This is a genomic window from Phocaeicola sp. RTP21359st1_B8_RTP21360_211022, from assembly GCF_040911965.1.
Classification (GTDB): domain Bacteria; phylum Bacteroidota; class Bacteroidia; order Bacteroidales; family Bacteroidaceae; genus Phocaeicola; species Phocaeicola vulgatus.
This window is the reverse complement of record NZ_JBDFXP010000003.1, coordinates 126,424-139,525: the sequence shown is the minus strand read 5'-3', so window position 1 is coordinate 139,525 and position 13,102 is coordinate 126,424. Positions and strand designations below refer to the sequence as shown.

General features: G+C 45.8%; 6 protein-coding genes and 1 pseudogene. 5 read left to right on the top strand and 2 right to left on the bottom strand.

The window, feature by feature from the left end:
• Positions 1–4 precede the first annotated feature (4 nt).
• Positions 5–2,629, bottom strand: a complete 2,625-nt coding sequence (locus AB5062_RS02355; protein WP_368326898.1) for a glycoside hydrolase family 2 protein — start codon at positions 2,627–2,629, stop codon at positions 5–7.
• 1,262 nt (positions 2,630–3,891) lie between these two features.
• Between AB5062_RS02355 and AB5062_RS02350 the strand changes: the two genes are divergently transcribed.
• Entirely contained in the window at positions 3,892–4,854 is a 963-nt protein-coding gene (locus tag AB5062_RS02350) for an Abi family protein (protein ID WP_005844695.1), read from the top strand.
• A gap of 266 nt (positions 4,855–5,120) precedes the next feature.
• On the opposite strand, the pseudogene AB5062_RS02345 reads toward AB5062_RS02350, so the two are convergent.
• Positions 5,121–5,964 (bottom strand): annotated as a pseudogene (locus tag AB5062_RS02345) (PDDEXK nuclease domain-containing protein); the annotation flags it as partial.
• Between the two features lie 374 nt (positions 5,965–6,338).
• Here AB5062_RS02345 and AB5062_RS02340 point away from each other — a divergent pair.
• From AB5062_RS02340 to AB5062_RS02325, 4 genes are all read left to right on the top strand, one after another.
• Positions 6,339–8,468 (top strand): Tex family protein, encoded by a 2,130-nt coding sequence (locus tag AB5062_RS02340; RefSeq protein WP_032953576.1) that lies wholly within the window; start codon positions 6,339–6,341, stop codon positions 8,466–8,468.
• Positions 8,469–8,490: 22 nt separating this feature from the next.
• A complete protein-coding gene (gene nudC / locus AB5062_RS02335) occupies positions 8,491–9,288 on the top strand; it encodes an NAD(+) diphosphatase (protein ID WP_005844701.1) in 798 nt (265 codons plus the stop codon).
• Between the two features lie 76 nt (positions 9,289–9,364).
• Positions 9,365–11,026, top strand: a complete 1,662-nt coding sequence (locus AB5062_RS02330; protein WP_032938984.1) for a putative transporter — start codon at positions 9,365–9,367, stop codon at positions 11,024–11,026.
• 9 nt (positions 11,027–11,035) lie between these two features.
• Positions 11,036–13,036: a fructose-bisphosphatase class III gene (locus AB5062_RS02325; protein ID WP_005847875.1), complete on the top strand. Its 2,001-nt coding sequence runs from the start codon at positions 11,036–11,038 to the stop codon at positions 13,034–13,036.
• Positions 13,037–13,102 lie beyond the last annotated feature (66 nt).

Below are 13,102 nucleotides of genomic sequence, written 5' to 3'. Positions count from 1 at the left end.
TATATTACTTCTCCGTACCGAATTCAGTTTGCTGTCTCTCCACCTCCATCAATACTTTTTGCCTTTCCTCTTCTGTCAGCACAACTTTCCCCGCCATTCTTTCTGTTCTAACAGGGCTTCCGGCTAGTCCTGCTCCGGCTGATTGGGCATCCGTCTCCTCCTCCGTATAACAGAAAGGCAGTTCTGACGGAATACTTTCTAATTCTATTTCCGTAGCAACCGGCGCATTCGTTCCTTCAAACTGCACATGGGCCTTCACCTTTATTTTGCCGGGCTTGCGGGTAGAACGGATCAAGACGGGAGCAGAGCCAAACTCCACCGTGCGCGGATTGGCATTGATAGAGGCATCCCCTATAATTCGTCCTTCACCTTCTACAGTAAATACGATATTTTCTTTGGCCAGACGGCGCACATTACCGCTATCATCCGTCACTTCGGCCACCACTACGATAAAATCCGAACCGTCTGCCACCAATTGTTTTCCTTCCGTATCCACATACATACGCAACTTCGTGCTGCGACGTGACGGCATCCGCTTATAAGTGCAAACCACTTTACCGTCTATAATTCCCTCTGCCACCATATTTACTTTCTGCCAGTTTTTTTGCTTATAACTATACTCGCGTGCTTCCCAGAAATCCCATACATCCTTGAATATCACCGGGGCATTAGGCATATGTCCCTGCGCATGAACTACCGGAAGCGTCCAGCTCTCAGTATCGTCATAGACAGAGAGACGAACCGAATCACAATTACTGAACACCACCACATCGGCATCCGAGAAAGGAGACATCTCATGGGCGATAAACACCATAGGGCCACATTCCGCTACAGGATGCTTCAATGTCGCGGCAGACTGGCTGCGAAAAGCATAATAAGCGTATTTAGGCTGCCGGAACGCATCATAAATGCCCCCGAAATACGGATCGGGATGATACCCCCGCTGATGATCAAAAGGATGCCATTGCGCCCCACCGATAAACTGTCCTGTAGTGCGGTACATTTCATCATAACTCTTTGATAATGACAACGCCTGCACCAGCAACGGGCGTTCCCCCCAGCTACGGCTGGCACGGTTATTATTATTATGTGCATACCAGTCATCCACATTCTCGCCAAACTCACGAGTAAAAATACATTGTTCCGGACGGTCTGCCTTCTCATCATCTCCCGGCCATCCGTACACCACATCATAGTTTTCCGCCACTCCTTTCGAATGAACATCGGCTGCCGCTACAGGGCGTCCGGGATAAGGAAACTCCTCCCGTGTAATCCGTAATGCCTCCAGTGCGAAATCGCGCGGATAAGGCGTTTCATTCAAAATAGGCTCCCACATCAGCACACTGGGATGATTGCGGTCCCGGCGTATCATCTCACGGGTATTCCGATGTACCAGCTTTGCGAACTCCGGATTTTTATTCCAATATTGCCATCCCGGAGTAGCCACAATAACAAACAGCCCCATTTCGTCACAAGCATCCATGAATGCCGGATCTTGCGGATAATGAGCTACACGGATAATGGTACATCCTGCATCACGCAAGCGTTTGGCATCCCTCCACTGCTGGCTGTTGGGCAGCGCATTACCCACGTATGCAAAATCCTGATGACGGTTCGCGCCGACCAATTGACCAAAAGGCTTGCCATTCAACCAAAAGCCATCCTTACCTTTAAATTCCGCTTTGCGGATCCCCACACGTGTCACTCCCCCATCCAAAACTTCATGTCCGGCTTTGACACGAGATTGTATCCTATACAAATAAGGCGAATCAGGAGACCATAACTTAGGATTGCGAACTGCAAACTGTTGCCGCACCGTCTTCGATTCCCCTGCTTGCAGTTTCACCTGTTGCGAAATCCGTTTTACGGGAACATCGCCGGCATCCGCCAAAACCGTCTCCACGGCTACGGTACGCGTCCGCTTTCCACTGTTATGTACTTCCGTATCCACATACACTTCCGCTTTTTTCCCGCTTATATTGTCAAAATGCACAAAAACTCCGCCTCCGGCCACCTTATCGGCCTCCAAGGCATCTGTAATAGCTACACTTGATTTTCCTATCATCCACACATCCCGGTAAATTCCTCCATGATAAGCGAAATCCAAGGTATATTGACGTTTTCCCGGAGGAAAATTCTTATCATCACTATTATCCGTCATCACCGCCAGCAAGCAACTGTCTCCGGGCTGTACCCCCTGTTCCGTCAGTTGCACAGTGAAAGGAAGGTATCCTCCCAAGTGCTCTTGTACCCTCTTGCCATTTAAATAAATTACCTGTTTTCCCATAGCTCCCTCAAAATGAAGCGACACCTCTTTTCCTTTCATATCTTGAGGAATCACAAAATGTTTCCGGTACCATGCCACACCCTGATAGTTACGGCAACCGCTTGCCTCGGCAGGCATCAGTTCCACAGTATGCGGAACAGACACTACCTGCCAGGATGTATCATCAAAACGTACGGCTTCCGCGCCTTTTATGTCTCCACGATGAAAGCGCCATCCGGGATTGAAATTATATACTATTCTTCCGCTACCGGATAAAGGGATGAATCCGGCTACAGAAGTTTCCATTTGAGCTTGTGCCAACACAGGCAACAGGCACACAAGTAAAATAAACAGTTTCTTCATAATTATTACACTATCTGGGAAAAGAGACGGACCGGCTGTCCGTTTGTACCCGTTCCCTTTGAAAAAAGGTCTTGTTGTTTTTGAAAAAGATCCAGACATTTAAAAAAAAGGTCCTGATGTTTGGCGTCAAAGACAAGGTTCTTTTAAAAAAACGTCAAGGTCTTTTTATACAAAGAACAGGTCTTTTGAAAGGAATTACAAGGTCTTTTCACCAAGCTTTCCAAGGCTCAGGGCTCAAAGGCTCACTTAGGCGGTATTTAAGCCCAAAACAAGCTTCAAGAAACCTAATAACGCACTGATTTTTAATTAATTACAATAAAAAGAAGGGGACAAGACTATATTCTAAAAAATAAAATGAATAATATAATGAGCCCCAGACATACACGAACGCATCCGACATTTACCGGAAAGAAAAATGTATAAATAAAAGAAACTTCTATTGACATCATCACTTGGTCATTCCGGGCATCGTGAAAAATCCGAATGTGCCCATATCCATTGATCCGGCCATTATGAATAAAACCCGGCAAAAAACAAGCCTGGTCAAAGCAAACACAAATTCTATAAAACGACAGACAAAGTCAAGACAATCCTGAACTTTCCAAAGACCAAAGAATAATATTCAACCCGCACGTTTTGTCCCACCAAACAGACTGTAAAGCAAATACTTACACATCTACCAAGGTTTAAAATACCGCATAAGTGAGCCTTGAGCCTTGTGAGCCCTGGAAACGCATCGGAACGACTCTTTTTCTTTGCAGAAAGACACCCGATTTATTTATTCCAAATTTTAATCCCATTTATGTACTGTGAGTCAACACCAGAATAGGATACTAAATGTTCTTTTGAGGCCGATCCATATCTAGACACAACTTCGTTAGCTGCCCCGGATTGAGCTGCTAGATCTATTGACTTTTTTCTTTTTGTCGTAACACTTTCTCCTAAAAAAGAAGTGTGACACTGCCAATAACCACATTTTAAAGTGCAGGTCCTGAGAAAACCTAAATCAACAGATATGGTAAAGCAGCCCACGCTATAACGTGGGAACTACCATGCCTATTCTTGTTGATTTTGTGTTTAGTTTCTCAAGCTTCGCACTTACAAGAGTAGCATAACGCTTCTTTATTTTCAAATGCATGGAAATGGTTACCCAAATCCGAGTACAGAATTACGGAAAAACATTTGAAAAAGAAGCGGTAAGATAAAAATATCTGTTTGATATTTGCTCTATTGTTTGGTAGGTTAGAAATAATTAATTACCTTTGCACCAACAAATCCCGCTCGCTTCCCGTAAGATTAGCGTACCCAGCGGGACATTTTTATTTATGGGAGTCAGGTATACAAATCGAGCCATAACCACGGAACAACAAATTGATATTCTCAAAGAAAGAGGTTTGCTTATTGATGATGTTGAGCGAGCTGTTAAAGCCCTTGACATCATAAGCTATTTTCGTCTTGCTGGTTATTGGCGACATTTTGAAGCTGACCACACTACGCATCAATTTAGAGAAGGTTGTCGTTTTGCAGATATTATCGACCTGTATTCCTTTGATAAGCAACTTAGGGCTTTGCTCTTTACTGCCATTCAAACGATTGAAGTTGCTGTTCGCACAAAAATAATCAAGCACTTTGCTCTTGAATTTGGAGCATTTTGGTTTATGGACGAAAACTTTGCCACCAATGAGGCTCGTTTTGCTACCAATTTAGCTGTTATCCGTAAAGAGGTGGAACGCTCACACGATGATTTTATTACTGAGCATTTCCGCAAATACAACGAACCAGAGCTGCCTCCTGTATGGAAAACATTGGAGGCTATCTCAATGGGAACACTCTCTAAGCTCTATTCCAATTTTTCAAATGCCACGGCAAAACATGCTGTCGCAAGAGAGTTCGGTTTGAATCATCACAAATTTTTGAGAAGCTGGTTAGAGTGTCTTGCGGTGCTTCGTAATTGTTGTGCTCATCATTCACGACTGTCCAACCATGTCTTTCCAGTAAAAACAAAGATGCCAGAACGTATGCCAAATACATGGATTGCTGATTTCTCATTCCGAGAACAAACTCTTTATCCACAATTATGCTGTGTTGTGTATTGGCTCAACTCCATTGTTCTTGAAAATACATTCATTACCGATTTCAAGCAACTCTTGATAAGCCATCCATCAGTGAAAACTCGCTTGTTGGGCTTCCCTCGTAATTGGGAACAAGAGCCTTTGTGGAGGTAATAATATCTACAATAAAATTATTTCCAAAAAACAATAAGTAACAAACAATATCGGATAAAATATTGTACCTTTGTATTGGCTTAGACATTGAGCCCAAATAGAAGTGAAATATCGGAAACGAATTGCACCGAAAAAAAAGAATAAATCGCTCGTATTGACACCGTAGATGAGTTAATAATAACTAAAAGGGTTAAATATCCACCACTTAGAATATACCCTTAAAGGCTACGACCATATTTCCGGCTTACCACCAGTAAACTATTGATTAACTCTATCACCAAATAGCGGTGTAGGAAGGTATTGTACATCAATATGTCAATTATAGTAATCATCTCCTGACACCTCAATATGGTATTGTCGTCCCATGAAAGCAAAACCTGCGCCCATTTCCACAAGGAATTTCTCTACATGTTTCACCAAACCGATTTCTACATCACGCTCATTGTATTGGTCGGTAAAGGTCAGCATATCGAATATATACGGGTCTTTGAGCATTGATTTCACATCGTTTACTTCGGGAACAGGCAGGGTTTCAGTGAAATTGTTTGCCAACGCACCATGCTTGCCATAGTCATCAAGTTTGATAGCTTCTTGCAGATAGCGTGTATTCCAATGCGATGTAATACTTTGCACCATATACCAATACCGTGCGCGAATATCCTTGACTTGTTGTAAGAGTATCAGGTTATGCGTCCAGCCTAGATGTTTGATAGGAAAGGAAAAATTATATTCGCCTAATTGCGCAATCATTGATTGCGCAATTGAAGAATCAGCACCTTTCACCATCGTAAGTTCTTGATTGTATTCGTTGAAGAACTGTATCATACACTGCATGTTGCGCACAGAAAAACCCTTTATTTCGGAATAATCGTTCTTCAAGTCCACGGACAAGCGTTGCAAGGTTTTCTTGCCCCAACCATCTGCATCTTGACTTTGCCGCAACATACCTCCAATATCCCAATACATTCGGAGCATTTCTTCGTTGGCGGCATAAATCGCTCGTTGTTGGGCAACCAATACCCGCTGCTTGATTTTACGAAGCAGTGCCGCATAACCATTGAAATTATCTGCCAAGTTATCAATTGCTTGTTTATCTGTATTTTTAGTCATAATCTTCTTTGACATTTCCACAAAGTTACGCTTTTTATTCGATTGTACATCAAATTCTTACAATATTATTAGTTATACCCATTATGGACTATTTTCTCATTGAGAAACCTCTTTTCTGCTGTTGGTCATAATGTTATCTTACAACCGGTCTTTTCTTTTAGCATTTCTATAAATTCGACCAAGTTATTTTCTTTTCCCATGATAAGTTGTCATCCAATAAACACAATGTTTCCATGACTTCCTGGATCGATGCAGTCATTTTAAAATCAAGAGAATACCGAGCGAACGGATAAGATACACTGTTTTCAACCTCAAATTATACGGAAAAACCCATACCTTTTTTATACCTTTGCCCCCAAAAGAAAACAACAGACATGGAACTATTCAATAAAATGATTGCCGCAGCCCTGAAGGTTTCCGTACATCAAGTAGACAATACATTATCTCTACTGGACGGGGGAGCTACCATCCCTTTCATAAGCCGATACCGGAAAGAGGCAACCGGAGGACTGGACGAAGTACAAATAGGCGAAATTAAAGACAGAAATGACAAGTTGTGTGAACTGGCCAAGCGAAAAGAAACCATTCTTTCTACCATAGAAGAACAGGGCAAACTGACAGAAGAATTGCGCAAACGCATTGAACAGAGTTGGGATGCCACCGAAGTGGAAGACATATATCTGCCCTATAAGCCGAAACGTAAAACCCGCGCCGAAGCGGCACGGCAAAAAGGACTGGAACCGCTTGCCACCTTACTGTTATTGCAACGCGAAAACCATCTGGACAGCCGTCTCCCCGCTTTTGTGAAAGGAGATGTGAAAGACGAAGAGGATGCGCTGAAAGGCGCGCGCGACATCATAGCCGAACAAGTGAGCGAAGACGAGCGCGCCCGCAACCAACTGCGCAACCAATTTTCCCGACAAGCTGTCATCACCTCCAAAGTGGTGAAAGGCAAAGAGGAAGAAGCCGCCAAATACCGCGATTATTTCGATTTCAGCGAACCTTTGAAACGCTGTTCCTCCCACCGTCTGCTGGCTATCCGCCGGGGAGAGTCGGAAGGCCTGTTGAAAGTAAGTATAAGTCCTGATGACGAAGAGTGCGCCGGACGGCTGGAACAAATGTATGTCCGTGGCAACAATGAATGCAGCCGCCAGGTAGGCGAGGCAGTGCGTGATGCGTACAAGCGGCTTCTGAAGCCTTCCATCGAAACCGAATTTTCAGCCTTGAGCAAGGAGAAAGCCGACGAGGAGGCAATCCGCGTCTTCGCCGGAAACCTGAGACAGCTTCTGCTGGCTCCTCCTTTGGGACAGAAACGGGTCATGGGAGTTGATCCCGGCTACCGTACCGGATGTAAAATAGTCTGTCTGGACGCCCAAGGCTCTTTGCTGCACAATGAAACCATTTATTCGCATCCGCCTAAGAATGAATACTCACAGGCAGCCCGCAGCATCGTGAAATTGGTAGAACAATATCAGATAGAGGCAATCGCCATAGGCAATGGCACCGCCAGCCGTGAGACAGAACAATTCATCACTTCACAACGCTATGACCGTGAATTGCAAGTATTTGTAGTAAGCGAGGACGGAGCATCCATTTACTCGGCCTCGAAAACCGCCCGAGACGAGTTCCCTGAATACGACGTGACCGTGCGTGGAGCCGTATCCATAGGCCGCCGGTTGATGGACCCGCTGGCCGAACTGGTGAAAATAGATGCCAAATCTATCGGAGTGGGACAATACCAGCATGATGTGGACCAGACTTTATTGAAGAAGTCATTGGACCAGACAGTGGAAAGTTGTGTGAACCTGGTAGGTGTGAACCTCAATACCGCCAGCCGCCATCTGCTGACTTATATATCGGGACTAGGTCCTGCCTTGGCTCAAAACATTGTGGATTACCGCACCGAGAACGGGCCTTTCAGTTCACGCAAGGAATTATTGAAAGTACCCCGGATGGGAGCGAAAGCGTTTGAGCAATGCGCAGGGTTCCTGCGTATCCCACAAGCGAAGAATCCGCTGGACAACTCGGCCGTGCATCCCGAAAGCTATCCCATAGTGGAGCAGATAGCCAAAGACCTGAACTGCACCGTAGACGAACTGATAAAAAGCAAAGAACTGCGCAGCCGGATTGATATCAAGAAGTATGTCACCCCGACAGTGGGGCTTCCCACCTTGACAGACATCATGCAGGAATTGGACAAGCCGGGACGCGACCCACGGCAACAAATCCAAGTTTTTGAATTTGACAAGAATGTAAAGACCATAGAGGATTTGACTGAAGGAATGGAACTGCCCGGCATTGTGAACAATATTACCAACTTCGGTTGCTTTGTAGATATAGGAATCAAAGAGAAGGGTCTGGTGCACGTATCACAACTGGCCGACAAATTTGTGAGCGACCCCACCACCGTAGTCAGCATCCATCAGCATGTACGGGTGAAAGTGATGAGCATAGACCTAGAGCGCAAGCGCATCCAGCTCACTATGAAAGGATTGAATCAATAATTGCAACAAGGTAAAAAAGAATATGGAAGAAGATATAGAAACCTGCGGCTGGTTCGTTTTTTATAAGGATCAGCTGCTGATAGAGAAAAAGAACGGAATGTACACCATACCTTTCGGAACAGAGCCTCCCATGCCTGTTCCGGTGGGAAGCACTATCCACACCATCGGAGAGATAGAGGGACGCACTGCCAAGACTTTCTCCGTACATGCCCCGGTGCCCGGCAGCGAAAATGACCGCCACCTGATGATGGATCTCCGGAGTTCATACGACGTATTGCCTTGGGAAGAGTACAATGTGGGTGGAAAAGCCTTCCAGATACTGAATTGGGACAAGAACAGCCGCTATTGCCCCATGTGCGGCGTACCTACCGTACAGATTTCTCCTATTGCTAAAAAATGCCCCCAATGTCGTCAGGAAATTTATCCGCGCATCTCTCCTGCCATCATTGTATTGATACGCCGGGAAGACAGCATACTGCTGGTCCACGCCCGCAACTTCCGGGGAACCTTCAACGGTTTGGTAGCCGGTTTTCTTGAACCGGGCGAAACTTTGGAGGAATGTGTGCACCGCGAGGTACTGGAAGAAACAGGACTCCATATCAAAAACCTGAAATATTTCGGCAGCCAGCCGTGGCCTTATCCCAGCGGAATCATGATAGGCTTCACCGCCGATTATGAAAGCGGAAACATCAAACTACAACAAGAAGAACTGAATGCCGGCGCTTTCTATACCAAAGACAACTTGCCGGAGATACCCAAAAAGCTGAGCCTGGCAAGAAAACTGATTGATGCGTGGCTGGAGGAAAAGGATCATTTATAGAACGAGATGAGTCATGTTCCATCCATAAATACCTATTTATCGCTTGCAGAACTTAAAAATGTACTATCTTTGCAATATGGAATGGTTAAATAGCTTATTTTTTGAACACACGCCTTTACAGGCGGTTGTAATCCTCTCGATTATCATTGCCGTGGGGCTCGGTTTAGGTAAAATCCACCTGTTTGGCATTTCATTGGGAGTTACCTTCGTCTTTTTTGCCGGTATTCTGGCCGGACACCTGGGATTCTCAATCGACCCGAATATGCTGAATTACGCCGAGAGTTTCGGTCTTGTGCTTTTTGTATACGAACTGGGCTTGCAGGTAGGTCCCGGCTTTTTCAGTTCATTCCGTAAAGGCGGCGTACAGCTCAATATGCTGGGCATAGGCGTTATTCTGGCAGGTACGGTCATGACGGTGCTTTTCAGCAAACTGGGAGGCATACCGATGAGCGATATGGTAGGCATCCTTTGTGGAGCCACCACCAATACTCCCGCTTTGGGGGCCGCCCAACAGACATTGAAACAAATGGGGGAACCCGCCAGTGGCGCTGCGTTAAGTTGCGCCGTAACCTATCCGCTGGGAGTGGTAGGTGTTATTCTGGCCATGCTGCTGGTACGCAAATTATTTGTCCGTCCCTCAGATATCGACATTCACGAGCACGAGGACACCAATCAAACGTTCATTGCCACCTTCAAAGTGCACAATCCCGCCATTTTCAATAAAAGCATAAAAGAAGTAGCTTTATTAAGCTATCCTAAATTTGTTATCTCCCGTTTATGGCGGGAAGGTACGGTAAGCATCCCCACTTCCGAAAAAATACTGAAAGAGAATGATCGCCTGCTGGTTATCACCACCGAAAAGGACGCTCCCTCGCTCACGATTCTTTTCGGCGAACAGGAAAACCAGGATTGGAATAAAGAAGACATCGACTGGAATGCCATAGACAGCCAATTGATTTCCAAACATATCGTTATCAGCCGCCCCGAAATAAACGGGAAAAAACTAGGCTCTTTACGTCTGCGCAACAGCTATGGCATCAACATCAGCCGTGTGATGCGCAGCGGGGTACAACTGCTTGCCACACCGGGGCTGATCCTCCAACTGGGCGACCGGCTGACCGTAGTGGGAGAAGCCAAAGCCATAGAGAATGTGGAAAAAGTATTGGGCAATGCGGTTAAAACGTTGAAGGACCCTAATCTTGCCGCCATTTTTATAGGTATTGTACTGGGATTGATACTAGGCTCCATCCCTATCGCCATCCCCGGCATCAGCACTCCCGTTAAATTAGGCCTGGCAGGCGGACCTATCGTAGTAGGAATTCTTATCGGATGCTTTGGCCCCCGTTTCCACCTCATCACTTATACCACCCGGAGTGCCAACCTGATGCTGCGCGGTATCGGGTTATCCCTCTATCTGGCTTGCCTGGGACTGGATGCAGGCGCACATTTCTTCGAGACAGTGATGCGCCCCGAAGGAGCCATCTGGATAGCTGTAGGCTTCGCCATCACCTTTATTCCGGTAGTCATTATGGCATTAGTGGCCCTCCGCATAAGCCACCTCGACTTCGGAAGCACCTGTGGCATGCTGTGTGGAAGCATGGCAAACCCTATGGCATTGAACTATGCCAATGACACGTTACCCGGTGATAATCCGGCAGTGAGTTATGCCACCGTATATCCGCTGTCCATGTTCAGCCGGGTCATTATAGCCCAATTAATACTTATGTTTTTTATATAATTTCCAGCTATGAACGCTTATAATTCTATCACACCGGAAACCATACAGGAAGATATGCGATACCTGCAACTGCTGTCGCATAGTTTCCCCACTATAGCCGATGCCAGTACGGAAATAATCAACCTGGAAGCTATTCTGAACCTGCCTAAAGGTACAGAACATTTCCTTGCCGACCTGCACGGAGAGTACGAGGCATTCCAGCATGTATTGCGGAATGCTTCCGGGGCCATCAAAAGAAAAGTAAATGAAATATTCGGCAATACCCTGCGCGAGAATGAAAAAAAAGAACTATGTACGCTGATTTATTATCCGGAACAAAAACTGGATCTGGTAAAAGCAGTGGAAACGGATTTGGACGACTGGTATGTCATCACGTTGAACCAACTGGTACGTGTATGCCAGAATGTATCCTCCAAATATACCCGTTCCAAAGTGCGGAAGTCGCTTCCCAAAGAATTCTCGTATATCATTCAGGAGTTGTTGCACGAAAACTCAATGGTTCCCAACAAACAGGCGTATATTAATGTCATCATCAGCACCATCATTTCTACCCGCCGCGCCGATGACTTTATCATTGCCCTATGCAACCTCATCCAACGGCTCACCATAGACACACTGCATGTGCTGGGTGATATATTCGACCGTGGCCCTGCCCCCCACCGCATTATGGACATATTATGCGATTATCATAATTTCGACGTACAATGGGGAAACCATGACATTTTATGGATGGGAGCCGCAGCCGGCAACGACTGCTGTATGGCAAACGTGCTACGCCTGGCCATGCGTTATGGCAACCTTGCCGCTCTGGAGGACGGATATGGCATCAACCTTCTGCCCCTGGCCACCTTTGCCATGGAAACATACGCTGATGATCCCTGCACCCTGTTCGGACCGAAAGTAGAGAAAGAAGACTGTACGTACAATGCCAAGACGCTGCGCATGATAGGCCAGATGCACAAAGCAATCAGTGTTATCCAGTTCAAGCTGGAAGCGGAGATTATCAGGCGCCGCCCCGATTTCGAGATGGACGACCGTATGCTGCTACACCGTATAGACTTCGAGCGTAAGACCATCACAATGCCCAATGGAAAAGAATATGAGCTGAAAGACAGTTTTCTTCCTACGGTAGATCCTGCCGATCCTTATAAGCTGACAGACGAAGAACGGGAAATTATGAACAAACTCCATCGTTCATTTGTCAGCAGTGAGAAATTGAAAAAACATATCCGCTGCCTGTTCCGTTACGGATGCATGTACACGGTGAGCAACTCAAATCTGCTGTTCCACGCCTCCATTCCCTTGAATGCCGACGGTACGCTGAAAGATGTGTCCATAGCCGGAAAAACGTACAAGGGAAAAGCCTTGCTGGAAAAAGTAGGGCATTTGATCCGTACCGCCTTCTTTGCTGAGGAAGACAACGAGGACAGACCCTTTGCTGTAGACTATGTATGGTACTTGTGGTGTGGCAAAGACTCCCCTGCTTTCGACAAAGACAAAATGGCTACTTTTGAACGTTACTTCTTAAAAGAGAAAGAGTTGCACAAGGAAGTGAAAGGTCACTATTACAGCCTGCGCAATGAAGAAAAAGTATGTGACATGCTGCTGGACGAGTTCGGCGTGATAGGAACACACCGCCATATCATCAACGGGCATGTACCCGTAAAAACCATCCAAGGTGAGAATCCGATAAAAGCAAACGGCAAGATGATGGTCATAGACGGAGGATTCTCTAAAGCGTATCATTCGGAAACCGGAATTGCCGGATATACACTGGTATACCATTCGCGCGGATTCCAACTGGTACAGCACGAACCGTTCACCTCAATGCAAAAAGCCATTGAAGAAGGGCAGGATATCAAATCGAGCACTCAGATAGTAGAAATGAGCACCCAACGCATGATGGTAAAGGACACTGACAAAGGACGGGAACTGGTGACACAGATCAACGATTTAAAGAAATTGCTGATGGCCTACCGGACAGGACTTATCAAGGAGAAATCCATATAAACAGATTATCCGCAATCATACTACCGGATAATAAATGAAAGTTTATTGCCCTATGATTGCGGATAA

Bases quoted from the DNA above. Each gene is read 5' to 3' on its own strand.
- AB5062_RS02355 (WP_368326898.1), bottom strand. From the start codon at position 2,629: ATGAAGAAACTGTTTATTTTACTTGTGTGCCTGTTGCCTGTGTTGGCA.
- AB5062_RS02330 (WP_032938984.1), top strand. From the start codon at position 9,365: ATGGAATGGTTAAATAGCTTATTTTTTGAACACACGCCTTTACAGGCG.
- AB5062_RS02325 (WP_005847875.1), top strand. From the start codon at position 11,036: ATGAACGCTTATAATTCTATCACACCGGAAACCATACAGGAAGATATG.
- AB5062_RS02340 (WP_032953576.1), top strand. From the start codon at position 6,339: ATGGAACTATTCAATAAAATGATTGCCGCAGCCCTGAAGGTTTCCGTA.
- nudC (WP_005844701.1), top strand. From the start codon at position 8,491: ATGGAAGAAGATATAGAAACCTGCGGCTGGTTCGTTTTTTATAAGGAT.